Here is a 22,521-nt window from a genome sequence, read left to right as displayed (position 1 = left end):
CAGACCGTATGTCGCCTGCTGGGGGCCTACAAGTGCACTGAGAGTGCAAAATTACACTGGTGATGGTGTTGACACCTGACGGCCCGCCGCCACGAGCCGGTGACAGGGACACCGCCGACGGTGATTACATGCTTACATGGTGGCGCCGCGCAGACCGCGGCCCGTCACCCCAGGAGGCGCCCAGTGAGCCAGCACCACGACGCCGTCGGCGACCGGGCACACCCACCGGTGCGACCTCGGACCGAAGCCGGTGCCGTCTCGCCGCTGGAACTCTTCTTCGACCTGGTGTTCGTCTTCGCGCTGACGCAGGTCACCGCCACGATGGCCGCCCAGCTCAGCGGCGTCGGCCTGCTCAGGGGGCTGCTCCTGGTCGCCCTGCTGTGGTGGAGCTGGACCGGGTACGCGTGGCTGGCCAACCTGGTCCAGGCCGACCAGGGCATTGCACGGTTCGGCATGTTCGCGGCCATGGCGGTGATGTTCGTCCTCGCCCTGACCATCCCCGAGGCCTTCGACGACGCCCCCGGCGGCCTGTCCGGTCCCGTCGTCGTGGCCGTCTGCTACTTCGCCTTCCGTGCCCTGCACCTGCTGCTGTTCTACGTCTCGTCGCGCGGCGACGCCGGCCTCCGTGGCCAGCTGCTGCGGTTCACCCCCGCCATGCTGGGCGGAACGGCGCTGCTGCTGGCCGCCGGCGCGGCCGAGGGCGCGACCCGGACCTGGCTGTGGGTGGCCGCCCTGGCCGTCGACTACGCCGGAACCTACTTCGGCGGGGCACGGGGCTGGCGGATCCGGTCCGCCGGTCACTTCGCCGAACGGCACGGCCTGATCGTCATCATCGCCCTGGGCGAGTCGATCGTGGCGATCGGTGTCGGCGTCGCCCGCCTGCCGATCTCCTGGCCGATCGTGGTGGCCTCCACCCTCGGCCTGGCGCTGGCCGGCGGGCTCTGGTGGGCCTATTTCGGGATCAGCGCGGCCGCCGGCGAGCACGCCCTGGCCGCGGTCACCGGGCAGCAGCGTGCCGGCCTGGCCCGCGATGCCTACAGCTTCCTGCATCTGCCGCTGGTCGCCGGGATCGTGCTGCTCGCCCTGGGCCTGAAGAAGACCCTCGAGTACGTCGGCGACGAGCAGGCGCACGCGCTGACCGATCCCCTGAAGGGTGTCGCCCTGATCGCCCTGGTCGGCGGCATCGTCATGCACCTGCTCGCCCAGGCGGCCTTCCGGTGGCGTACCACCGGCCGCCTCGACCCGGCCCTGCCGGTGGCGGCCCTGCTGGTCGCCCCGGTCGCTGTGCTGGGCACGGCGCTGCCCGCCCTGGTCACCCTCGCCGTCGTCGCGGTCATCACCGTCGTGGCGGTCACCCTCGAGACCCGGCTGCGCCGGCCGGCGCAGCCGACCGGACACAGTGGAGCCGCTGCGCCCGCGAACAGATGACGGGCCGGGCCACCGCCGGGTTAGGGTGTGCCCCGTGACGACCGGCTCGGTGGTGCTCGGCACGGAAGACCCGCTGGCGATCGCCGCGGTGCAGGCGATCCGGGGCGGCGACCTGGCGGCGTTGCGGCGGCTGCTGGCCGACAACCCCGCTTTGGCCACGGCCCGGCTCGACGACGGCGGCGCGTCGCGGACCCTGTTGCACGTGGCCACGGACTGGCCGGGCCACTATCCGAACGGATCCACCACGGTCGCCGTGCTGGCCGGGGCCGGAGCGGACGTCGACGCCCGGTTCACCGGCCCGCATACCGAGACACCCCTGCACTGGGCGGCTGCGCGACAGTGGTGCCGCGACCGCCGCCGAACGGGAACGGTGACGGCACCGGCCGGCAGGCCGCCGCAATCGCCTACTTGACGTCGACGTCCGGAACGATCGAGGACGGCTTGAAGAACACCTTGTAGTGATCGGTGCTGACATTCGCGGCACTGAGCTGCTCCGCGAACCAGGTCACGTTGTCCGAGCGGCCGAGAAAGTGCTTCTTGTAGTCGTTGCCCACCTTGCAGGTGACCGTGAGCTTGTTGTTCTCCTCGGTTTCCACCGAACAGAATCCCTCGATCGAGAGGATGTAGCTGTCGGTGATGCCGTTGTAGAACACGACCCGCCGGTTGATCTTGAAGTCTTCCGCGGCCTGGGACAGGTTCTCCGAGGCCACGTCGGCGTCGGAGCTGCAGCCGGAGAGCGCCAGTCCGAGACCGGTGGCCAGGGCCAGGAACGTCGCGGTGGAGCGGCGCCCGGTGATCCGCCGGAATGCGGGCGTGCGGCCGGACTCCACCACCGCGATGGCGGAACGGGATTCTCGTACCAGCTTCATCGGGTTTCTCCATCCGGTCGCGCACATCTTCCGTATGGACAGAATGTCGATGAACGCGCCTATTCCACCGCGGTGCCGCTCGTAATTGAGCGAATCTTTAGTTCAGGCGCCGCCGGGTCAATGACGGAACCGGTCGGAGACCAGCCGGAGCTGATGGGAGAGCTGGGCCAGTTCGGTGGCGGCGGACTCGGTCTGGCCGGCTGCCTGGTGGGTCACCGTGGTGGCCTCGGCGACGCTGTCGATCGAGCCGCCCACGCCGCTGGCGGAGCGGACCGCGGTGTTGACGCTGGTGACGATCTGGCCGGTGGCGTGGGTCTGGTTCGCCACGGCGTGGGTGATCGACTGTTGCAGTTGATCGATCCGGTCGATGACCTGACTGATGCGGTTGATGGCGTCGAAGGCGCCGGTGGTGTCGCGCTGCATGGCCGCGACCTTCTGGGAGATGTCGCCGGTGGCCGAGGCCGTCTCCTGGGACAGATCCTTCACCTCGCCGGCGACCACGGCGAAACCCTTGCCGTGTTCACCGGCACGGGCCGCCTCGATGGTGGCGTTGAGGGCCAGCAGGTTGGTCTGCTCGGCGATGGCCGTGATGATGCTGACCACGGCGGAGACCTCGTCACTGGAGCTGCGCAGGCGCTCGATGGTCTGGTTGGTGGTCTCGGCGAGGTCGACGGCCTCCCGGGCCACGGCGGCGGCTTCACTGACCGCCGCGGTGATCTCGCGGATCGACGACTCGAGGCCGTGGGCCGCCTCGGTCGCCTCGCTGACACTGGTGGTGACCCGGCTGATCTCGGTGCGGGCGCGGTCGGCTTCGGCGGACGCGGTACCGGCACCCTGCGCCAGCTGCCGGCTGGTGGCGGTCAACTGCTCCGAGGCGGCGGCCACCGAGTTGGCGTTGCCGCCGATCTCCACCATCGCGGTACGCAGCGACCCGACGATGGCGTTCAGGCTGGCGCCGAGTTGCGCGAGTTCGTCACCGCCGGGCAGCGAGGCGTCGGCGGTCAGGTCGTACTCGGCGATGGACCGCGCCGCGGTCAGGCTGTGGTTCATCCGGCGGGCGATCCGGCGGGCCAGCATGAGCGCGGATCCACCCAGAAGCAGGGCCGCCAGGGCGCAGATGATCACGGTCAGGGTCTGGGCGTTGCGGGCCACCGAGGTCGCGTGTTCGTACGCCTGCCCGACCCGCAGCGTGATCGCCCCGGTGAGATCGCCGAGAGCGTCGGCGGCCTTGGCGTCGACGGTGTCGTAGGCCGGGCGCGCGGCGAGCGCCGCCTTGCGGGTCGGATCGGACGCCACCCGGCTGGCCAGGGTGACGATGCGCTGGCCGGAGGCGATCAGCTCGTCCAGGACCGGCAGGACCGCGTCGGCTGCCGGGCGGACCTCCGGCAGGTAGCGGATCACGTCGTCGATACCGGCGCGGGCCTGGGCGACGTTCTCGCCGAGCAGGTCGAGGACGGTCTGACGTTCGGTGGCGTTGTTGGTCACCAGGGTGGCGAGGATGTTGCCGCGGAACAGAGCCCGTGCCTTGTCGACCGACTGGGCGGCGGTGAGCGCCGAAGCGGCCTTGCGGGCGGTGGCCTGCTCGTCGGCGATGGCCCAGGTGCCCCGGTATCCGATCGCCCCGGCCACGATGACCAGCACGAAACCGGCTGCGGCGAGTGCGGCGATCTGGCGCCGAATGGTGAAGGTCACGGCTTCCTCCTCTGATGCACGGTAGTGTCTGGCCGTACAAAAAGGAGAATTTGGTTAAAAGTGGTGAGAGGTCGTCATGCGGATCGGCTTCCTGGCGGCCGCGGTCGCGGTCGCGATGCTGGGTGCCGGCGGGTGCACGGCATCGCAGGACGACACCGGTGTGCCCGTCGACCGGCTCGCCGAGGCACGTGCCGCCCTGCCCGCGGACATCGCGCAGCGCGGCAGCCTGACCGGTGGCACCGATCCCACGTTCGAGCCGATGACGTTCATGAAGGGCTCCGCCTTCACCGGCCTGGACGTCGACATCGCCGAGGCGATCGCCGGCCGGCTCGGGCTCACCATCGAATGGCGCAACGTACCGTTCGGCGAACTGCTCGACCAGGTGCAGAAACACGAGATCGACTTCTCGATCTCCTCGATGTTCGACCGGTCGCAGCGGCAGGAGAAGGCCGACTTCGTCGACTACCTCAACGCGGGTACGTCCATCGTCGTACCCAAGGGCGCCGGTGACATCGGGGGCATGGCCGGGTTGTGCGGGCGCCGGGTCGCCGCCCAGCCGGACACCGTCTTCGTCGACATGGCCCGCGCCCAGCAGGACGCCTGCGGCCGCAAGGGCCTGACCGTCGTGCTCAGCTCCCGGCCCTCCGCGGACGTGGCCGCCAAGAAGGCCGACGCCGCGCTCAACGACTTCCCGATCGCGGCGCTCGACGTCGAGAAGATGCCGGCGCTGGAGCTGTCCGGACCGCAGATCGAGGCCATCCCGTACGGCATCGGCGTCGCCAAGGACCGCAAGGCGCTGACCACGGCCGTGCAGACGGCGCTGTACTCACTGATCAACGACGGCACCTACGACGCCCTGCTCGACAAGTGGAAGGTCAAGGAAGGCGCGCTGCGTACCGGGGCGGTCAACGGCGGCGCCTGAAACCCGTCATGAACGGCCGGCGCCGGCCGATGGTAGCCGCATGGTGGTGCAGGCAGGACTCAGCCGGGCTGAGGCCACGGGCGAGCAGTTGGCGGCCGAGATCGAGGCGATCGAGGAACGGCCCCGCCACGACCACGACCCCTTCGACCTGATCGTACGGATGGGTCATGTCCAGGCCCTGGCCCGGCGTCTCGACCGCGAGGACCTGTGGCAGCGGAGCCGGCTGATCGAAGCCGACATGCTGGGCCGTCAGGGTGATCTGCCGGCCGCCGGCCGCATCCTGCACGACGTCCACGCATGGGCCGCCGCCCACCGGCACCCCCGCCTGCTGACCCTCAGCCACTGGTACCTGTCGATGCTGTTCGGCCAGCTCGGCGATCCCACCAGCACCCTGGAACACGCGGTGCGCGCGATGGAGTCGATGAACGCGATGACGCCGCCGGCCTCCACCATGCTGCGTACCCGCTGCGTCATGGGGCTGGCCGACGCCTACGGGGATACCGGGGACTTCCTCGCGGCCCGGGCCCGCTACGCGGAGGCGGAGCGGCTCGCCGCCGGGCCGTTGGAGGTCCAGGCGCGGCTGATCATCCTGAACAACCTGGCCTACACCGAGTGCCAGGCGGGCGAGTACGCGGCGGCCACCTCGGCGGCCGAACGCCTGCTCGGCCTCTTCGAGGAGCACGGGCTCACGCTGGACGACAGCACCCGGGACACCGTCGCGAAGGTCTGGGTGGCCACCGGCCGTCTCGCCGAGGCGATCGCCATCCTCAAACCTTCGGACAAGGCCTACGACAATCAGTACGAGGAAGCGAACTCCGTCGCCAGCTGCCTGGTGACGCTGGCTGAGGCCTACCGCAGGGCCGGCCGTCTCGACCGGGCGGCCGCGGCTCTGCGCCGCTGCCGGGACCTGTGTGCCGAACGGGGCCTGGCATCGGTCGACGTGGACGCGCAACGGGTGAGGGCCGACCTGCTCGCCTCGGCCGGCCGCTTCGAGGAGGCGTTCCGGGCACACCAGGACTTCCACGACGCGACGATGCGGCTGCACTCGGCGCAGCGCGACGCGCGGGCCCGCATCCTCGCGGTGATGTACGAGACCGAGGAGGCCCGGGAACTCGCCATGCGCGACCCGCTCACCGGGCTCTACAACCGGCGGTTCGTCGACACCGAGCTCCCGGTGCTGTTGCAGCGTGCCGCCGAGAACGGCACCCCGGTGTCGGTGGCCCTCCTCGACCTCGACCACTTCAAGCGCATCAACGACACCTGCTCCCACGAGGCCGGCGACCGTGTGCTGCGCCAGGTGGCCGAGATGCTCACCGCCCGCGCCCAGATGATCGACGCCGCGTTCGGGGCACGGCTGGGCGGCGAGGAGTTCCTGTTCGTGATGCCGGGTGTCGACGGCCGGGACGCCGTCGAGGAGATGACCCGCCTGTGCCAGACGATCCGCCGGCACGACTGGCGGCCGATCACCGGCGACCTGCCGGTCACGACGAGCATCGGGGTCAGCATCTCGCCGCACGGCCACGGCACCGCGGCCGACATGCTGCGCGAGGCTGACACGTACCTCTACCAGTCGAAAGCCGGTGGCCGCGACCGGATCGTCAGCGCCCACGGCGCCGGTGCCGGCGGGACGGTTCGGGCGGGGGAGTGACGCGTTGGGCCCGGCCGGAGTCTCGCGTACGGTGCACCTGTGACATCGAGCAGGCCCACCGGACGGTGGACGAGTCAGGCATGGTTCGCGTGCATCCTGGCCGGTATGGTCGTGCTGATCCTGGCCGGTGCGGGCCTCGGCACACAGGTGCTGGCGGACACGACGGCGGTGTCGAACCGGCTCAACGATCGCATCTCCCCGGCCCGGATCGCCGTCATGGAGCTGGACGACGCCCTCGGTGACCAGGCCTCCGGACTGCGCGCCTTCGTGCTCAGCGGCCGGGCGGAACTGCTCGAACCGTACCGCTCCGGCATCGCCGCCGAACAGGCGTCCACCACCCGGCTGCGCGAACTGCTCGCCGGGGAGACGGCCCTGCTCGCTGAACTCGACGAGCTGAACGGATCGGCGGCGCAATGGCGGCGCGACACCGCCGAGCCGCTGGTGGACGGCCGGCAGCCGCTCGGCACCGCTGCCCTGCGGGAGGACACCTTCGCGGCGGTGCAGGCCCGGTTGTCCGCGTTCGATACCGCGTTGCTCGACGAACGTACCCGGGGCCGGGAAGCACTCAACGACTCGCGAGAGACCCGCAATGCCGTCTTCCTCGGCCTGGCCGTGCTGCTGCTCGCCGCCGTCGCCGCCATCGCCGTGGTGTTGCGGCTGGTCGTGCTGCGCCCGCTGGCCCGGCTCGGTGCCGCCGTGCGGATCGTCGCGGCCGGCGACTTCGACCACCACCTGTCGCCACACGGACCGGCCGATATCGCCGCCCTCGGCCACGACGTGGAGGCCATGCGCGGCCGGCTCGTGCAGGCGCTGGTCGCCGCGGGCGAGACCCGCGACGCCCTGGCCCGCTCCAACGCCGACCTGGAGCAGTTCGCCTACGTCGCCTCGCACGACCTGCAGGAGCCGCTGCGCAAGGTGGCGTCGTTCTGTCAGATGCTCCAGCGCCGCTATGCGGACTCCCTCGACGACCGCGCCCAGCAGTACATCGGCTTCGCCGTCGACGGAGCGACACGCATGCAGCGGCTGATCAACGACCTGCTGACGTTCTCCCGGATCGGCCGGGTCTACGACGGCAACCGGCCCGTCGACCTCAATGCCGTGCTCGACCAGGTCGAACAGACCCTGGGCACGACCATCGAGGAGACCGGCGCCCGCATCGACCGGCCCCGGCTGCCGACCGTGCAGGGCGACCTCACCCTGCTGGTGATGCTGTGGCAGAACCTGATCGGCAACGCCCTCAAGTTCCGCCACCCCGACCGGCCGCCGCAGGTGACGATCAGCGCGGCCTCGGCGGAGGGGGCGTGGAGTTTCACCGTCGCCGACAACGGCATCGGCATCGACCCCGAGTTCACCGACAAGATCTTCGTCATCTTCCAGCGTCTGCACCCGCGGGAGAAGTATTCCGGCACCGGTATCGGCCTGGCCATCTGCAAACGCGTCGTCGAACACCACGGCGGCAACATCCGCGTGGACACCGACAGGGCGCACGGGACGGCGTTCGTCTTCACCCTCGCCGGTGACACCGTCCGACCCGACGGCGGCACGCCCGCGGTGTCGGACCGCTCGCCCGTGCCGGCCGCGGCACCCCCGTCCTGACATCGTCCGCTCCCGACGCGGCACGCGTGACGGGAGAGACACGAAGTCGTGTGGATTCCGCCCGCCGGGGTACGTCCATGGCTTCACCAGACGACCGAAGACGGGGAGGAGCGTCTGATGGCATCTCCATGGGCTCAGAACCCGGCCGGCGCGCCGCGCCCGTTGGCGCAGGCACTCGTGTCACTCGCCGAGACACCGGACGACATGCCCGACATCGGTGACCGGCTCGACGGCCTCGCCCACCTGGCCGCCGACCGCATCGATGCGGTCGACTACGCCGCCATCGCGGCCCGGCCGGACGACGGCTGCTGCGCCGTGGCCACCGATTCCCGGCTCGTCGATGCGGTCGAGGACGCGGTGCCCCACGTCGGCGGCGACGCGCCGTCGCCCACCGGCAGGCCCACGACGACGATCACCTGGCCCCGATTCCGGGAGACCGCCGCGGGCATGGGCATGAGCATCGTGTCGGTGCCGGTGTTCACCGGCGGCGGTACGGCGGTCGCCACCCTCGACCTGTACGGCCGTGATCCGGCCGCGATGGCGCCGATGACCGCCGGACTCTGCGTGGCCTACGACCCGGAACTGTCCTGGCCCGACCGCGAGAGCCTCAGACCGCTGGACGAGGGCGGTGAGGAACTCGTGGCGGGTTTCGCGGAGGCACTCGCGGTACGAGCCACCATCCAACTCGCACTCGACATGATCACCCTCGGCGCGCGGGTCGACGGTGCCGGCGCCTACCTGTCGCTCCGCCTGCACGCCGCCGACAATCGTGTCTCCCTGCTGGAGGCGGCGAGCACCCTGATCACCCGGAATCTGGGCCCTCGATGACCCGACCGGCCGCGCCGGAGGGGCTGGGCGTCGTGGGCGGGCCGACGGACTTACGATCAATGCGTGTTTCCCGATGACCGCTGGAACGAGCGCGACCGTTTCCTGAACGAGCGGGAGCAGAGGCTCGATGCCCGCGAGCGCCTGCTGGACGCCCGGGAGCAGCGGCTCGCCACGCTGGAGACGGCGCTGGCCGCACGCCGGCGGGTGATCGAGGAGCGGGAGCGCCTGGTCGCCGAGCGGGAGGTCGCGGCGGAGCAACGCGGTCGCCGGGCCGACGAGCGGGAGACCATCGCTGACGGGCGGGAGGCGAACGCCAGCGTCCGTGAGCGGCTGCTGGACGAACGCCAGGTGCGGGACGGCGACGAGGAGACCGCGCAACCTGATCCGATCGAGCGGATCCAGGGAGCGTTCGCCCGTGAGGTCGCCCGGATCGACCGCAGCGAGGCGTTGCTGGCCCGGTCCCGGGATGCGGTGCAGCGTGCGCAGGCCCGGCTGGACGCGCTGCGCCTCGACCGCCAGGCGCCGACGGCCGAGCAGACCGAGCCCGAGGCGCCGGGGCCGACCGACGAAGAATGACCCTCCGCGGCCGGGCCGACGGCCGATGACCCCGGGCCGGTATTCGATGGTCCGCCGGTCCTTGGAAGGATCGAGGGTGTAACGGCCAGGCGAGAAACGGATCGACGGATTCGCTGAGCCCGCCGATCCGCCTCGCCACCCTGTGGGAGGGTCAGTGGAGGAACTGGTAGGAGGTCATGCTCAGCGTGAGCGTGGTGACGAACGCGCCGGCGGTCATGCACACAATGCCGATTGCCGACGAACGGAGTCGCGAAGCCAGCAGCCCCGTGACGGCCGCGATCAAAAGCGCGCCGACGAAGAAGACGATGAACGCGACCGTGGCTGTCACGCGCTTTCCGCCGCGCTGATGACGAGCACCTGCCGAGTGCCCCAGGTGCCGAAAATGGTCGACACGGTGTAGGGTCCAAACGAAGGCACGGTGTTACCTCCTTGCTTATTACGCGATGGGCAGCAGGCGACGACGTGCTGGTAGAGCCCCCGGAGGCAACCGGGGGCTTACTCTTTTGATAGAGCCCTGCACGTCGGAGTCCACGCTAATAGGGCAAGCACCGCGCAGCAAATTCGCCAAAAGCAAAACACAGTACCACTCGCGATACGACATTGTCATTCTCGAGTTGACAGTCACGGTGAGTTATTTGTGCTGCTCAATGTGATGGCTCCTGCACCGCGAACGCGATCCGGGGCGTTGAATGCGGATTTTCGTGACCGTGGGCCAGGACTAAATTTTCCTTTTCGTCCTTTAAGTGGAGATCGCAATTCTGTGTTAGCCCGGTCACAGCTCGGGTGAGAGTCGTCCCGGCGACGGTTCCGCCCGTCTCGCCGCTGGCGCACGCGGTTGCGGCGTAGGGCGGCACGTCTTGGCTCGGTGTACTTCCGTGCGTTCCCTCCGGGCGTGTCAACTGCGGTCGTGGAGAGTGATCCGGTAGCCGTCGGGGTCGGCGAAGGTGAACGTCCGGCCGAAGGGGCCGTCGATCGGTGCGGCGACGATGGGGTGGCCGTCGGTGACCAGGGCGTCGTGGATGTCCTGGACGTCGGTGGCGTGGAGCCGACTCGCCGCCCCGATGCCGGGTTGAGCGACGGATGCCAGATCGGTGCCGGGAACGATGTCGCGGAGCGCGAACGCGATCGGCGTCGTCGGGAAGACGACGGCGTGCGGCGGCCCGCCGGCGAGCGGACCAGGCCGAGGTACTGCTCGTAGAACGCCTGGGACGCGGACCTGGAGCGAGAGGAAGTCGGGGCCGGTGACGGGCACCGGGGCGGGTGTCTAGATCACTGCCGGCCCGTGGCGAGAGGCGAGTCGAGCGGGTAACGCAGCAGCAGGCGGGTTCCGGTCGCGCCGGTGTGGATGTGCAGCCCGGCGCAGACCTGCCGGATCAGCCAGAGTCCCCGGCCGCCGCGCGCCTCCGGGCTGGGGCGGGCCGGTACGCCGCCGTGGTCCTCGTCGAAGCCGGTGCCGTGGTCGCTGATCTCGGCGTAGAGGTCTTTGCCGGCCAGCCACAGCAGCAGTCGGCCGTCACCGCCACCGTGGACCACCGCGTTGGTGGCTGCTTCGTGCACGGCCAGGACGAACTCGTACACCTGTTCCGCGCGAAGGCCGCGCCGCTGGACCGCGGCCGAGATGCCGTCGCGGAGCAGCCCGAGTGTGTCGAAGGAGAAACGCTGGACGATCAGGACCCGCAGCCGGCGCCGGTCGGTGCCCTGCGGGCCGTCGAAATCGCCGGCGTCGACGGCTTCGGCGACGTCGACGAGCCGGTGGCCGGCCTGCCGGGCGAAGCGGCGCAGTTCGTCGAAGGCGGCGGCCATGCCCAGATCGAGGTGTTCGGCGATGACGCCCTTGGCGCGTTCGATCAGGACGCGGCTGGTCACGGCGTGTTGCAGTTGCTCGGCGAGGATCTGCCGGTACTCGACGGCCCGGTGCTGCAGCAACCCGAGGGTGGCGGTGTTGGCGAGGGCTCGTGCGGTCCTGGCGGTGGCGTCGTCGAGCGGTCCCGGCCGGGCGGAGAGCAGATGGAGCACGCCGATGACCTCATCGCGCAGCCGTACCGGTAGGGCGTGGGCCGCGCGGAACCCGTCGCGCCGGGCCCGGGCGGCGAACCGCGGCCAGCGAGGATCGCGTTCGTCGAGGTCCGGGTCGGTGACCGGTGTGCCCCGGACGTAGCAGGCGATGCAGGGTCCCTCCTCGGTCTCCGTCTCGAACAGTTCGAGCAGGTGTGCCGGCTCGGACGAGGCCGCCATCACGCGCAGGCCGCCACGCTGATCGGTGACGGTGATGCCGGCCGCACGCACTCCGGGCAGCAGTTCGACGCACCGCTGGGTCAGCAGGTGCAGGAAGTCCATGACGTCGTAGTCGGCGATCAGAAGGTCCGACAGGTCCATGAGGGTCTGCGCCACCGCCTGCCCGGGTGCCGTGTCCAACGTCGTGCCCCGGTCGTGGTCGTCACCAACTCGCATCGTCATCCGTTTCGTCGAATCGGAACCGGCGGGCCACCACATCGCCGGCAACGTCGTCCAGGTGGCGTTCCGTCGCGTACGCGTGGGCCCGCAATCGCAGGAACGCCTCGTCCATCGGCACACCGAGCTGCGCGCTGACCATGCCGGTGGCCTGGTGCACCACGGCCCGGTGGGAGAACAGTCGCCCGCTGCCGGGCAGGCTGCCGCCGGGCAGCTGCTCGGCGAGCAGAAGTTGCGTCGCCGCGTCGGCGAACGCCAGCGCCTCCGCCAGATCCTCACCGGCCAGGGTGCCCGGCCCGTCCCGATAGAGGTCGATCACTCCCAGGCGTGCCGTCCCGGCGTGCAGGGGCAGCGCGAACAGGGCCCGCGCCCCGGCCCCGAGCGCGGCCGGTGCGAACGCCGGCCACCGGCTCAGCCAGTGACCGTCGGTCAGGTCGGTGGCCAGCACCGGCGTGCCCTGTGCGAAGGCCTCCACGCAGGGACCCTGTCCGAGCACCACCTGCAGCTCCTCGACCTGGGCGCTGACCGGGTCGCTGGCGTAGCGGACATGCTGTGCCGGCAACGAGGTCATCACCGCCAGGCCCGCCCCGCCCACCCCGGGCAGTCCGGCCACGCAGGCATCACACAACCTGCCGACGTCCGGTCCGTGGGCCGCCACGAGCTGCGCCACCCGGGTGCGGTGCGCGGCACTAGACACGGAGGGCACGACCGTCACCGGCGGGGTCCGTCATCGCGCTGTCCAGGGTGCCCGTCATGGCCTCGACCTCCGGCTTGCCTCGGTAGCGTCACTACGGGTCCCGGGTCTTCGTCCGGTGTCACATCGAGGTCACACCGGACAGCACAGCGCTCACCCCGACACTACGCGCCCACGCGTCCCGGCGAGTGTGCAGGCTTGACCGAATCGTCCCTCCGGCGGCTGCCTCGGCGGCGGCGGATCGGATACGGCAGACTCTCTCAGGCGCAGGAATACGAGGAGGGCGCCGTATGGGTGGTATCGAGGCGTTGCGCCGGCTTCTGCGGCAGTCGCACCATGCCCGGCCGGACGACCTGCCGCAGATGGCGATGCACGCGGCGCCGATGGTCGGGGCCACCGCGATGATCGCCTACGTGGTGGACCTTCAGCAGCGCTGGCTGCTGCCGCTGGTGGCCGGCGACGCGCCGCCCCGCGAACCGTTCATGGTCGACGGAACGCTGGCCGGGCGGGCGTTCACCACGCTCGAGCCCTGCACGAGTGCCGCCGAAGCCGACGGGGTGCGACTCTGGTTGCCGCTGGTCAACGGCGCCGAACGCCTCGGTGTGCTGGAAGTCGTCCTGGCCGGCCCGGTGGGCGACGACATGGTGGAGGACTGCGCGACCGTGTCGGCGCTGCTGGCCGAGTTGATGGTGACCCGCAGTCTGTACAGCGACACCATCGAGCGGCTGCGCCGCCGTAAGCCGATGCTCCTGGCCGCGGAGGTGCTGCGCGCTCAACTGCCGCCTCTGACGTTCTCCACCGGCCATCTGGTGATCAGCGGGGTGCTGGAGCCGTGTTACGACGTCGGCGGTGACGCGTTCGACTACGCCGTCAACGGCGACATCGCCCACATGGCGTTGTTCGACGCCGTCGGTCACGGGTCGGCGGGCGGCATGCGGGCGGTCATGCTGGCCTCGCTCGCGCTCGGCGCCTATCGCGGCGCACGGCGGGCGGGCACCGATCTGGCCGGCACCTACCGGCACATCGACCAGGCGGTACGCGAGCACGACCGGCGCGGCCTGATCACCGCCGTTCTCGCCGAACTGGACCAGCGCACCGGGCTGCTGAAGGTGATCTCGGCCGGGCACCCCAGCGGCATCATCATCCGGCAGGGGAGAGCCGTGAAGGTGCTGCCCACGCCGACCGCCCTGCCGGTCTCCCTCGGCCGCGACCGGCCGCCGGTCGTGGTGGAGGAGCGCCTCGAACCCGGCGACCACGTGCTGCTCTACACCGACGGGGTCACCGAGGCCCGGTCGGTCACCGGCGACTACTTCGGCATCGACCGGCTCGTCGATTTCGCCGTCAGAGCCATCGCCGACCGGCTGCCGCTGCCGGAGACCACCCGCCGGCTCGTCCACGCGATCCTCGACCACCAGGACGACCGCCTCCAGGACGACGCCACCGTACTGATCGCCCAATGGCGTGACCCGGCCCCGCCCGCCGCCGACACCGAGTTGCCGGAGGCCGACAACCGGGAACCGCTCGGCGGTGTCACCGGCTGACGGCCTCGTGCGCCGCCGGGCCGGTGTTTGGCCGCCCCGACCGTGGGTAGCCGCGGCGCATGACAGCGGACGCCAGCGTCACCTTCATCGGTAACGCGACCACCCTGCTCCGGGTCGGCGCGTTCACCCTGCTCACCGATCCCGCGTTCGGGCCGGCCGGCAGCCGCGCCTATCTCGGTTACGGGGCCTGGACCAGGCGGCTGCGCGATCCGGCGATGACCTACGACCAGTTGCCGTCGCCCGACTTGGTCCTGCTCTCGCACCTGCACGCCGACCACTTCGATCGCGCCGCGCGCCGGGCGCTGCCCGCGACCCTGCCGATCGTCACCACCGTCCAGGCGCAGCGGCGCCTGCGTCGGCGTGACTTCACCGCCACCGGCCTGCCGACCTGGGACGCCCGGGAGTGGCGGCGCGACGGTCAGCTGCTGCGCGTCACCGCCCTGCCCGGCAGGCACGGTCCGGGGTTCGTCGACCGCCTGCTGCCGGACGTGATGGGCTCGCTGATCGAATGGGAGGTGGACGGCGAGCGCAGGCTCCGGCTCTACATCACCGGCGACACGCTGTACCGCCCGTTCCTCTCCGAGATCCGGCAGCGATGCGGCGAGATCGACGCGATGCTCATCCACCTCGGCGGCACCCGGTTGCTCGGTCTGCTGCTGACCATGGACGGCCGGCAGGGGGCCGACCTGACCGGCCTGATCCGGCCCCGGCTGACGCTGCCGATCCACTACGACGACTACCGGGTGATGAAGTCGCCGCTCAGTGACTTCCTCGCCGAGTGCCGGGACCGGTCGCTCACCGGCGTCCGGCCGATGACCCGCGGCGAGACCGTGGAGTTGTCGTCCGTCAGCCCCCGATAGTCCCGGCGAGCGTACCGAAATGGCCCGTGTACCGGTCCGTGGAAAGGGAATACCGGCGGCATGAGACGTGGTTCGGCCGCCTCCGTCGCGGCATCGAGTGAGTGGATCGCCGAGGACGGTGTCCGGCAGCCGGGCGGGGAGGCCCACGCCTGGCGGCCCGGCACCAACCAGACACTCTGCGGTCTGGCGTTGAGCCGTACGCGTCTGCGGCGGTTCCCGCACGTGCCGTTCGACTTCCGGGCGTCCGACGTGCTCACCGAGCAGGACCGGATCGGCTACATATGTCCCCGGTGCGTGGCCGCCACCAGCCGGCGCGGCGAACGCAACTGGACCCGTACGGCGCCCCGGCCCTGATCCCGGTTCGCACCTCTTGATCGACCGGCGTGTTTGGGTTCCCGCCGGGCGGGTAGCCACCCGCCGACTAGGAGGTGTCGATGGCTTTCGACTGCACGATCGAACGGGACGGCGACACGGTCGTTCTGGCGCCCGAGGGCGAACTGGACCTGGAGAACGCGGGCCTGCTGCGCCAGGTGGTCCAGCAGGTCATCGACCGACGCGACTGCACCCGGCTCGACCTCGAGATGAGTGCGGTGACGTTCCTGGACTCCTCGGGTCTGGGCATGCTGGTGGCGGCCCAGCGCGCGGCCGCCGCGAACGGCATCACCTTGCGGTTGCACGCCCCCGGCCCGGTGGTGCGGATCGTCCTGGAGGTGACCGACCTCTACGACCGGCTCGTCGGGGAACCGGGCACCGAACCGGTGCAGCCGGGCGGAGCCACGCGACAGTAGAGTTCTCGTACCTCGAATTCGGTTTCGGGTGGTTCCGGCCGGGCATACCGGCCGGATGTCGGTTGATCTGGATCCGCCGCTACCCGCCCACCTCCAGGTGGAGGTCACCTCAGCGTGCAACCTGCGGTGCACGATGTGCCTGGTCCGGTACCGCCCACCAATCAACAAGCTGGCCGGGGCGATGGCGCCGGAGTTGTATCACCGCCTGGTCGAGGACGTCCCGCTGCGGCAGCTCACCCTCCAGGGCCTCGGTGAGCCGCTGCTGTCGCCCTATCTGCCGGAGATGATCGAGGCGGCGGTGAGCCGCGGTATCCGGGTCGGCTTCAACACCAACGCGACGCTGCTGAACCGGCGGCGAGCTGAGCAACTGGTCGCCAGCCGCGTGGACTGGCTGCACGTGTCACTCGACGGTGCGAGCGCGGGCGCCTATGAGGCGATCCGCGACGGCGCGAACTTCGACACCGTGATCGCCAACCTGGCCGGCCTCGTCCAGGCGAAACGGGCGGCCCAGAGCGCGACCCCCTGGATCCGGGTGGTCTTCGTGGCCATGCGCGACAACGTGGCGGAGCTGCCCGACCTCGTCCGGCTGCTCGGCCGGATCGGTGTCGACGAACTGCGCGTCCAGAACCTGTCACACAGTTTCGACGACACCGACCCGGCCGGCCGATACGACGAGATCCGGGCCTTCACCGCCGACCAGGCGCTGTGGGGCGCCGCCGACCTGGCCCGGGCGGAGGCCGCCTTCGCCGAGGCCCGCCTGGTGGCGGCCGGCGAGAACGTGCGGCTGCGCCTGCCCCGGTTCACCGATCAGGGCGGTGGCGGCTGCACCTGGCCGTGGGACGCCGCCTACATCACCAGCACCGGCGTGGTCCAGCCGTGCTGCATGGTGATGGGCGACGACCGGGTGTCGCTCGGCGACCTGAACGACGCCGGCTTCCCGGAGATCTGGCGAGGTGCGGCGTACCGCGACTTCCGGCGGCGTCTGGCGGGCGACGATCCGCCGGAAGTCTGCCGTGGCTGTTCCCTCTACCACCACACCTTCTGAACCGGGCGTGACGTCAGGGGGTGAAGACGGCCCGCACGCAGCCGTCCTCCTTCTCCTTGAAGATCCGGTACCCCTCCGGTGCCTGGTCGAGCGGCATGACGTGGGTCGCCAGATGTTCGGTGGTGAGTTCGCCGGCGGCCATCCGCTCCAGCAGCATCGGGATGTACCGCTGACCGTGCATCTGCGCGCCGCGGACGGTCAGGCCCTTGTTCATCAGCGCACCGAGCGGGAACTTGTCGACGAAGCCGGCGTAGACGCCCAGCACGAAGACCGATCCGCCCTTGCGGCAGGCGTGAATGGCGTCGCGTACCGCGGTCGGCCGGTCGGTCTGCAGGCGCAGTTGCTGTTTGAGCTGGTCGAAGGCGAACTGCGGGCCGGGGGAGTGCGCCTCCATGCCGACCGCCTCGATGCAGACGTCCGGCCCCCGGCCTCCGCTGCGTTCGCGCAGTTCACCGGAGACGTCGGTGCGTTCGTAGTTCAGAGTCTCCGCGCCGATGAACTTCTCCACCTGCTGGAGCCGGTTGTCGAGGCGGTCGATGACGATGACCCGGTCGGCGCCGAGCAGGACCGCCGCGCGGGCGGCCATCTGGCCGACGGCACCGGCACCCCAGACCGCGACCACGTCGCCCGGCTTGACGCCGCCCAGATCGGCACCCATCCAGCCGGTCGAGGCGGAGTCCGAGGCGAACAGGGCCCGCTCGTCGCTGACCTCGTCGGGCACGGCGAACGCGCCGACGTCGGCGAACGGGACGCGGACGTACTCGGCGTGGCTGCCGGCGTTGCCGCCCATCGCGTGCGAGTAGCCGAAACAGCCGCCCGGCGCGTGCCCCCACAGGGTCTCGGTGATCGCCGGGTTGGTGTTGCCGTTGTCGCACAGCGAGAACAGCTTCTGATCGCAGTACCAGCAGCTGCCGCAGGCGATGAACGACGACACCACCACCCGGTCACCGACCCGGTGCTTGTGCACGTCCGGGCCGACCTCGACGACCTCGCCGAGGAACTCGTGCCCCAGCACGTCGCCCTTCTCCATGAACGGGATGTAGCCGCCGAGCAGGTGCAGGTCCGAACCGCACGTGACGGTCTTGCCGACCTTGACGATCATGTCACCGGGGTTGCGCAGTTCCGGGTCGGGGACCTCACCCACGGCCAGCTTGTTGACGCCCTGCCACTGCAACGCCTTCACAGCAGTCCTCCTTCACGGCCGTGCCGGGTGGCCGTCTGCAACGGCCGGTTGAGCAGCGTCGGCACCGTCGTCGGCGGGCCGTAGGGCAGCAGTACGTCGCCGACCTCGATCAACGAACGGGTCTCACGCAGGGCGCGGCGGACATCACCGCTGCTGACGCTGGAACCCTCGGGAATGCGAACGGCGATCTCGGTGCCCCGGCCACCGGGCGCGGCGGACAGCGTGATCTCCACGTCGTCCGCGATCTCCTTCAGCGATCCGGGCAGTGGCTCCGCCTGCAACTCGGCCAACGGCCGGAAGACGGTCACCACGTGCCGTCGCCGCTGTTCGCCGGCGCCCGGCACGCGTCGCCTCCGGGCCGCTACCGCGGCGCCGGCCACCACGGGCACGGCAATCAACAACAATTTTCCGGTACGGCTCACAGCCGTCTCCTTTCCCTCACCACCGCCATACCGCACTGGACGGGAACCAAACGGCACATCCGAGATCGATGACGTGATCCCGGACCGTCAGTGGGAAGTACGCACACCATGCGACAACTGCTGCGTACCCCCGGCATCCTGCTCGGCATCGGCCTCGGCGGGTTCCTCGACGGCATCGTGCTGCACCAGGTGCTTCAGTGGCATCACATGGTCTCCAGCCGGTATTCCCCGGATACGGTGCCCAACCTGCGGATCAACACGCTTGCCGACGGCCTGTTCCATGTGGTCGCCTGGCTGTTCGTCCTGGCCGGCATCGGCACCCTCTACTCGCGGGTGCAGCGTGACCACCGGCGCGCCTGGTCCTCCGGCGTGCTCTGGGGCTGGGCACTCGTCGGGTGGGGTCTGTTCAACCTCGTCGAAGGTCTGATCGACCACCACATCCTCGGCGTGCACCACGTTCACGGCGGCCCGCACCAGCTCGCCTGGGACCTCGGGTTCCTCGCGCTCGGTGTGGCGCTGATCGCCGCCGGCTGGCTGATCCAGCGGCGCACCGACTCGTGACCGGGCACGCCGAGGCGGTCGGCAGTGGGCCGTGGCTGGTGGTCGCGCTCGCTCTGGCGTACGACGCCCTCGCTCTGCGTGTCCCCGGCTGGAACCGGTGGCGCGCCGCCGCGTTCCAGGCCGGCTGCGTCGCGCTGATCATCGGCCTGGCCCTGCCCGCACACGATTTCACCGGGCACATGGCACAGCATCTGCTGATCGCCATGGTCGCTCCGCTGGGTCTGGTCGTCGGCACACCGGTCACGCTGCTGCTGCGCACACTGCCGGTCCCGGTGGCCCGGCGGCTGACCGCGGTGATGCGGTCCCGGCCGGTCCGGATCATCACACACCCGATCGCGGCGCTGCTGCTGACCGTGGGCGGGCTGCCGCTGCTCACCGTCCCGCAGGCGATGGCGCACCCGCTCGTGACCGTGCACTTCCTTCTGGCGGGATGCCTGTTCGCGTGGGTGATCGCCGGCGCCGACCCGGCACCGCACCGGGCCTCGGTGACAGCCCGGCTCGTGACACTGGGCGTGGCGATCGCCGCGCATGCCGCCTTCTCCCAGTATCTGTACGCCACCGCGCCCGGCCCCGACCAGCAGGCCGGCGCGACGCTGATGTACTACGGCGGCGACCTCGCCGAACTGCTGCTGGCCTTCGCGGTGGTCCAGTCCCGTACCACCAGGACGTCCCGGGCCACGGCGACCCGGCAGGGACCGCTGCCGCAACCGACACCGGTCCACCGGTGATTGGGCGTGCCGGGAACGGGTACGCGCAGTTACGACACTGTTGCGCCTGAAAGGAGTTTCCTGTCATGACGACCGCCCGTGAGATCATGAGCCCGGACGTCACCTGCGTCGGCGAGAAGGAGTCCCTCGCGGACGCCGCCCGCAAGATGGCCGAGCTCAACGTCGGCTCGCTGCCGATCTGCGGTGAGGACAACCGGCTGCACGGCATGCTCACCGACCGCGACATCGTGGTCAAGGCGCTCGGTCAGGGCCGCAACCCGGCCGAAATGACCGCCGCCGACCTGGCGCAGGGCAAGCCCGTCACGATCGGCGCCGACGACGACGCGGCCGAGATCCTGCGCACCATGAGCCAGTACAAGGTTCGCCGCCTGCCCGTCATCGACGGCCACCAGCTGGTGGGCATCGTCGCGGTCGCCGACGTGGCCCGCGCACTGCCGGACCGCCCGGTCGGCGACCTGATCGACGCCATCAGCGAGTGATCCCCTCGGTATCGACACCTGAGCGGCCCGGGAACCGGTTCCCCGGGCCGCTTCGTCACCCACCGGGGGACGGGCCGCCTCGTGACCGGGCGGGTTCGCGTGAATAGAGCGGACGACGGTGGGTAGTCGGAGGCGAAATTCACGGAGGAACGACACGACATGACGATGCAATGGTCCGGGGCGACGGAACCCCGGGAGTCGAGGCCGCTGGCGCGCTGCCTCATCGACCTGGCCGACACCCCGGATGACGCGGCGGGTGTCCGGGCGCAGCTCGTCACGGTCGCGCTGCTGGTCGCCGATCGGGTCGAGGCCGCCGACTACGCCTCGGTCACGACGCTGGACGGCGACGGATACGCCACCGTGGCCGCCAGCAGCGAACTGGCACGCGCCGTCGACGACGCCCAGTACAGCAGCGACGCGGGACCCTGCCTCGACAGTGTCGACACGGGCACACCGGTCGCGGTGCCGGACATCCGAAACGCCATACGGTGGCCCGGCTTCCGGGAACAGGCCATCGCCATGGGATTACGGGCGTCCCTGTCCATTCCGCTGTTCGCGGGAAGTGGGGCCACCCTGGCCGCGCTCAACCTCTACGGTCGGGACCACACCTCGATGGGCGTCCTGATCGACGCCGTCCTGACCGTGTTCGACGATCGGAGCGGCGACGAGCCCTTACCGGCGGCCCTCGACGACGGCGGCCGGGAACTGGTCGCCGGACTCGTCGAGGCCCATACGATCCGCGCGACCATCCAACGGGCGATCGGGGTCACCATGGGCCGGGAGAACTGCACGGCGGAGCAGGCCTATCGCCGTCTTCAGGCCAGTGCCGCCGCCGCCGGTGTCACCCTGAGAGAGACCGCAACGGGCCTGCTGGCGGAGCGCCGATGACCGCCACCAGCGGCCGGTTCCGTACCGAATCCGATCGTCCAGGAGGCGTGCTGTGACCGATGACCGCCCGGCGGACCCCGCCGAAGCCTTCGCGGAGCTCGGCCGCATCAAACTCGCCGAGACCGACCTCGAAGGCGTTCTCAACCGAATCGCGGTGCTGGCACAGCGAACCATTCCGGGCGCCGCCGAGGTGTCGGTGACACTGGTCCGCAACGTCGGCGCACACACCGCCGTGTTCACCGGCGAGTCCGCGCTGGGTCTGGACGAATCGCAGTACAAGGCGGGGTACGGGCCGTGCCTGGACGCCGCCGCCACGGCCACCACCTTCTCTCTGCCCGACATGGCCGAGGAGTCGCGCTGGCCGGAGTTCGCCCGCCGCGCGGCAGACGCCGGGATCCACAGTTCGCTGTCGGTCGGCCTGCCGGTGCACACCGACGTCACCGGGGCGCTGAACATCTACGCCACCGAGGCCCGGGCCCTCGACGAGGAGGCGATCGAGCTGGCGCAGGCGTTCTCCGGCTACGCCGCCGTCGCGCTGGCCAACGCGCACCTGTATGACACCAACGCCAGCCTGGCACAGCACCTGCAGGCGGCGATGCAGAGCCGGGCGGTGATCGAGCAGGCCAAGGGAATCCTGATGGGCGGACGGCGGTGCAGCGCCGAGGAGGCGTTCATGATCCTGACCAAACTGTCCCAGGACACCAACCGCAAATTGCGTGACGTCGCCGCCGCACTGGTGGACAGCGTGCAGAACTCGAAGAGCTCCTGATCATCAGGCGTCGCCGCCGGCATGGTCCTGCCGGACGCCTCCGACCCGGAACTGAAGACCTTCCGCGTCGTACGCCGGTGAACGCCCGCGTCGTTTCGGCCGGCTCCCGGTGGGAATCGAGGGATATCACGTCAGGAGGAGGTTCACATGCCAGCCCGTAAGGACATGCCGGGCACATTGAAGCGGTCGCCGAAGAAGGCGCAGGACACGTACGTGAAGGCCCACGACTCCGCCGTCGCGGAGTACGGCGAGGGCGAGCGGGCACATCGGACGGCGTTCGCCGCGGTGAAGCACTCGTTCGAGAAGGTCGGCGACCACTGGGAGCCCAAGAGCGGCAAGGGCCCGAGTGACGCCAAGGCCGCGGGCGGCCGGGACACCCCGAAGAAGACCGCCGGTGGTGTCGACGCGAACGCGAGTAAGCAGCATCTCCAGGATGTGGCGAAGAAGCTCGACATCAGCGGCCGCAGCAAAATGACCAAGTCCGAACTCGTCGACGCCATCCAGAAGGCCAACCGGAAGGCCACGAAGAAGTCGCGCGACAAGTGACCGAGCG

The 22,521-nt window shown here is 70.4% G+C and carries 25 protein-coding genes and 1 pseudogene; 18 read left to right on the top strand and 8 right to left on the bottom strand.

The window, feature by feature from the left end; all coding sequences use genetic code 11:
- The first annotated feature begins 183 nt into the window (after window positions 1-183).
- Both BC793_RS44630 and BC793_RS44625 read left to right on the top strand, forming a co-directional pair.
- A complete protein-coding gene (locus BC793_RS44630) occupies window positions 184-1,428 on the top strand; it encodes a low temperature requirement protein A (RefSeq protein ID WP_203896623.1) in 1,245 nt (414 codons plus the stop codon).
- A gap of 34 nt (window positions 1,429-1,462) precedes the next feature.
- Complete coding sequence (locus tag BC793_RS44625; RefSeq protein ID WP_203896622.1) at window positions 1,463-1,840, top strand: ankyrin repeat domain-containing protein; 378 nt, start codon at window positions 1,463-1,465, stop codon at window positions 1,838-1,840.
- Here BC793_RS44625 and BC793_RS44620 read toward each other — a convergent pair.
- Complete coding sequence (locus tag BC793_RS44620) at window positions 1,833-2,297, bottom strand: beta-sandwich lipoprotein (protein WP_203896621.1); 465 nt, start codon at window positions 2,295-2,297, stop codon at window positions 1,833-1,835. The genes BC793_RS44625 and BC793_RS44620 overlap by 8 nt on opposite strands.
- Before the next feature lie 117 nt (window positions 2,298-2,414).
- Window positions 2,415-3,989: a methyl-accepting chemotaxis protein gene (locus BC793_RS44615; RefSeq protein WP_109602704.1), complete on the bottom strand. Its 1,575-nt coding sequence runs from the start codon at window positions 3,987-3,989 to the stop codon at window positions 2,415-2,417.
- 76 nt (window positions 3,990-4,065) lie between these two features.
- On the opposite strand from BC793_RS44615, the gene BC793_RS44610 reads away from it, so the two are divergent.
- The 5 genes from BC793_RS44610 (at window position 4,066) to BC793_RS44590 (ending at window position 9,559) form a co-directional block, all read left to right on the top strand.
- Complete coding sequence (locus BC793_RS44610) at window positions 4,066-4,911, top strand: transporter substrate-binding domain-containing protein (protein ID WP_109602703.1); 846 nt, start codon at window positions 4,066-4,068, stop codon at window positions 4,909-4,911.
- Window positions 4,912-4,951: 40 nt separating this feature from the next.
- Window positions 4,952-6,559: a GGDEF domain-containing protein gene (locus BC793_RS44605; RefSeq protein WP_109602702.1), complete on the top strand. Its 1,608-nt coding sequence runs from the start codon at window positions 4,952-4,954 to the stop codon at window positions 6,557-6,559.
- Window positions 6,560-6,664: 105 nt separating this feature from the next.
- Complete coding sequence (locus BC793_RS44600; RefSeq protein WP_109602701.1) at window positions 6,665-8,155, top strand: sensor histidine kinase; 1,491 nt, start codon at window positions 6,665-6,667, stop codon at window positions 8,153-8,155.
- Between the two features lie 117 nt (window positions 8,156-8,272).
- On the top strand, window positions 8,273-8,983 hold the full coding sequence (locus tag BC793_RS44595) for a hypothetical protein (protein WP_146246747.1): 711 nt from the start codon (window positions 8,273-8,275) through the stop codon (window positions 8,981-8,983).
- Window positions 8,984-9,046: 63 nt separating this feature from the next.
- Window positions 9,047-9,559, top strand: a complete 513-nt coding sequence (locus BC793_RS44590; protein ID WP_109602699.1) for a hypothetical protein — start codon at window positions 9,047-9,049, stop codon at window positions 9,557-9,559.
- 151 nt (window positions 9,560-9,710) lie between these two features.
- Here the strand turns inward: BC793_RS44590 and BC793_RS50010 are convergent, their stop codons facing one another.
- The 4 genes and pseudogenes from BC793_RS50010 to BC793_RS44575 form a co-directional block, all read right to left on the bottom strand.
- Window positions 9,711-9,887 carry a hypothetical protein gene (locus BC793_RS50010; RefSeq protein WP_158319557.1) on the bottom strand — a complete coding sequence of 59 codons (177 nt, stop codon included), beginning with the start codon at window positions 9,885-9,887 and terminating at the stop codon, window positions 9,711-9,713.
- 567 nt (window positions 9,888-10,454) lie between these two features.
- Window positions 10,455-10,811 (bottom strand): annotated as a pseudogene (locus tag BC793_RS44585) (VOC family protein).
- A gap of 17 nt (window positions 10,812-10,828) precedes the next feature.
- Window positions 10,829-12,016 carry an ATP-binding protein gene (locus tag BC793_RS50005; RefSeq protein ID WP_158319556.1) on the bottom strand — a complete coding sequence of 396 codons (1,188 nt, stop codon included), beginning with the start codon at window positions 12,014-12,016 and terminating at the stop codon, window positions 10,829-10,831.
- Window positions 11,997-12,716, bottom strand: a complete 720-nt coding sequence (locus BC793_RS44575; protein WP_203896620.1) for a GAF and ANTAR domain-containing protein — start codon at window positions 12,714-12,716, stop codon at window positions 11,997-11,999. The genes BC793_RS50005 and BC793_RS44575 overlap by 20 nt, the downstream gene beginning before the upstream one ends.
- Before the next feature lie 278 nt (window positions 12,717-12,994).
- Between BC793_RS44575 and BC793_RS44570 the strand changes: the two genes are divergently transcribed.
- The 5 genes from BC793_RS44570 to BC793_RS44550 all read left to right on the top strand — a co-directional run bounded on the left by BC793_RS44570 (window position 12,995) and on the right by BC793_RS44550 (window position 16,938).
- The gene (locus tag BC793_RS44570; protein ID WP_109602698.1) at window positions 12,995-14,245 is read left to right on the top strand and encodes a PP2C family protein-serine/threonine phosphatase; all 1,251 of its coding nucleotides are present in this window, start codon (window positions 12,995-12,997) and stop codon (window positions 14,243-14,245) included.
- 59 nt (window positions 14,246-14,304) lie between these two features.
- Window positions 14,305-15,105 (top strand): MBL fold metallo-hydrolase, encoded by an 801-nt coding sequence (locus BC793_RS44565; protein ID WP_109602697.1) that lies wholly within the window; start codon window positions 14,305-14,307, stop codon window positions 15,103-15,105.
- A 60-nt stretch (window positions 15,106-15,165) separates the two neighbouring features.
- The gene (locus BC793_RS44560; RefSeq protein WP_109602696.1) at window positions 15,166-15,459 is read left to right on the top strand and encodes a hypothetical protein; all 294 of its coding nucleotides are present in this window, start codon (window positions 15,166-15,168) and stop codon (window positions 15,457-15,459) included.
- Window positions 15,460-15,539: 80 nt separating this feature from the next.
- Window positions 15,540-15,893: an STAS domain-containing protein gene (locus BC793_RS44555; protein WP_109602695.1), complete on the top strand. Its 354-nt coding sequence runs from the start codon at window positions 15,540-15,542 to the stop codon at window positions 15,891-15,893.
- A 55-nt stretch (window positions 15,894-15,948) separates the two neighbouring features.
- Entirely contained in the window at window positions 15,949-16,938 is a 990-nt protein-coding gene (locus BC793_RS44550) for a radical SAM protein (protein ID WP_109602694.1), read from the top strand.
- 13 nt (window positions 16,939-16,951) lie between these two features.
- Here the strand turns inward: BC793_RS44550 and BC793_RS44545 are convergent, their stop codons facing one another.
- Window positions 16,952-18,121 carry a zinc-dependent alcohol dehydrogenase gene (locus tag BC793_RS44545; protein WP_109602693.1) on the bottom strand — a complete coding sequence of 390 codons (1,170 nt, stop codon included), beginning with the start codon at window positions 18,119-18,121 and terminating at the stop codon, window positions 16,952-16,954.
- Window positions 18,118-18,543: a hypothetical protein gene (locus BC793_RS44540; RefSeq protein ID WP_109602718.1), complete on the bottom strand. Its 426-nt coding sequence runs from the start codon at window positions 18,541-18,543 to the stop codon at window positions 18,118-18,120. The genes BC793_RS44545 and BC793_RS44540 overlap by 4 nt, the downstream gene beginning before the upstream one ends.
- 108 nt (window positions 18,544-18,651) lie before the next feature.
- Between BC793_RS44540 and BC793_RS44535 the strand changes: the two genes are divergently transcribed.
- The 6 genes from BC793_RS44535 to BC793_RS44510 all read left to right on the top strand — a co-directional run bounded on the left by BC793_RS44535 (window position 18,652) and on the right by BC793_RS44510 (window position 22,514).
- Window positions 18,652-19,104, top strand: coding sequence for a DUF2243 domain-containing protein (locus tag BC793_RS44535; protein ID WP_109602717.1), 453 nt, complete (start codon window positions 18,652-18,654; stop codon window positions 19,102-19,104).
- Window positions 19,101-19,832: a cytochrome c oxidase assembly protein gene (locus BC793_RS44530; RefSeq protein ID WP_203896619.1), complete on the top strand. Its 732-nt coding sequence runs from the start codon at window positions 19,101-19,103 to the stop codon at window positions 19,830-19,832. The genes BC793_RS44535 and BC793_RS44530 overlap by 4 nt, the downstream gene beginning before the upstream one ends.
- A gap of 65 nt (window positions 19,833-19,897) precedes the next feature.
- The gene (locus tag BC793_RS44525) at window positions 19,898-20,311 is read left to right on the top strand and encodes a CBS domain-containing protein (protein WP_109602692.1); all 414 of its coding nucleotides are present in this window, start codon (window positions 19,898-19,900) and stop codon (window positions 20,309-20,311) included.
- A 159-nt stretch (window positions 20,312-20,470) separates the two neighbouring features.
- Window positions 20,471-21,199, top strand: a complete 729-nt coding sequence (locus tag BC793_RS44520) for a GAF and ANTAR domain-containing protein (RefSeq protein WP_109602691.1) — start codon at window positions 20,471-20,473, stop codon at window positions 21,197-21,199.
- A 52-nt stretch (window positions 21,200-21,251) separates the two neighbouring features.
- On the top strand, window positions 21,252-21,968 hold the full coding sequence (locus tag BC793_RS44515; protein ID WP_109602690.1) for a GAF and ANTAR domain-containing protein: 717 nt from the start codon (window positions 21,252-21,254) through the stop codon (window positions 21,966-21,968).
- Window positions 21,969-22,115: 147 nt separating this feature from the next.
- Window positions 22,116-22,514 (top strand): ChaB family protein, encoded by a 399-nt coding sequence (locus BC793_RS44510; RefSeq protein WP_109602689.1) that lies wholly within the window; start codon window positions 22,116-22,118, stop codon window positions 22,512-22,514.
- Window positions 22,515-22,521 lie beyond the last annotated feature (7 nt).

It is taken from the genome of Actinoplanes xinjiangensis, assembly GCF_003148685.1.
In the GTDB taxonomy this organism is placed as follows: domain Bacteria; phylum Actinomycetota; class Actinomycetes; order Mycobacteriales; family Micromonosporaceae; genus Actinoplanes; species Actinoplanes xinjiangensis.
The sequence above is the reverse complement of the archived record's forward strand: the minus strand, read 5'-3'. Positions and strand labels throughout refer to the sequence as shown.

Excerpts from the sequence above, each read along its gene's own strand:
- BC793_RS44620 (WP_203896621.1), bottom strand. The coding sequence starts at position 2,297 with ATGAAGCTGGTACGAGAATCCCGTTCCGCCATCGCGGTGGTGGAGTCC.
- BC793_RS44610 (WP_109602703.1), top strand. The coding sequence starts at position 4,066 with ATGCGGATCGGCTTCCTGGCGGCCGCGGTCGCGGTCGCGATGCTGGGT.
- BC793_RS44605 (WP_109602702.1), top strand. The coding sequence starts at position 4,952 with ATGGTGGTGCAGGCAGGACTCAGCCGGGCTGAGGCCACGGGCGAGCAG.
- BC793_RS44600 (WP_109602701.1), top strand. The coding sequence starts at position 6,665 with ATGGTCGTGCTGATCCTGGCCGGTGCGGGCCTCGGCACACAGGTGCTG.
- BC793_RS44595 (WP_146246747.1), top strand. The coding sequence starts at position 8,273 with ATGGCATCTCCATGGGCTCAGAACCCGGCCGGCGCGCCGCGCCCGTTG.
- BC793_RS50005 (WP_158319556.1), bottom strand. The coding sequence starts at position 12,016 with ATGACGATGCGAGTTGGTGACGACCACGACCGGGGCACGACGTTGGAC.
- BC793_RS44570 (WP_109602698.1), top strand. The coding sequence starts at position 12,995 with ATGGGTGGTATCGAGGCGTTGCGCCGGCTTCTGCGGCAGTCGCACCAT.
- BC793_RS44565 (WP_109602697.1), top strand. The coding sequence starts at position 14,305 with ATGACAGCGGACGCCAGCGTCACCTTCATCGGTAACGCGACCACCCTG.
- BC793_RS44560 (WP_109602696.1), top strand. The coding sequence starts at position 15,166 with ATGAGACGTGGTTCGGCCGCCTCCGTCGCGGCATCGAGTGAGTGGATC.
- BC793_RS44555 (WP_109602695.1), top strand. The coding sequence starts at position 15,540 with ATGGCTTTCGACTGCACGATCGAACGGGACGGCGACACGGTCGTTCTG.
- BC793_RS44550 (WP_109602694.1), top strand. The coding sequence starts at position 15,949 with ATGTCGGTTGATCTGGATCCGCCGCTACCCGCCCACCTCCAGGTGGAG.
- BC793_RS44535 (WP_109602717.1), top strand. The coding sequence starts at position 18,652 with ATGCGACAACTGCTGCGTACCCCCGGCATCCTGCTCGGCATCGGCCTC.
- BC793_RS44525 (WP_109602692.1), top strand. The coding sequence starts at position 19,898 with ATGACGACCGCCCGTGAGATCATGAGCCCGGACGTCACCTGCGTCGGC.
- BC793_RS44520 (WP_109602691.1), top strand. The coding sequence starts at position 20,471 with ATGACGATGCAATGGTCCGGGGCGACGGAACCCCGGGAGTCGAGGCCG.
- BC793_RS44510 (WP_109602689.1), top strand. The coding sequence starts at position 22,116 with ATGCCAGCCCGTAAGGACATGCCGGGCACATTGAAGCGGTCGCCGAAG.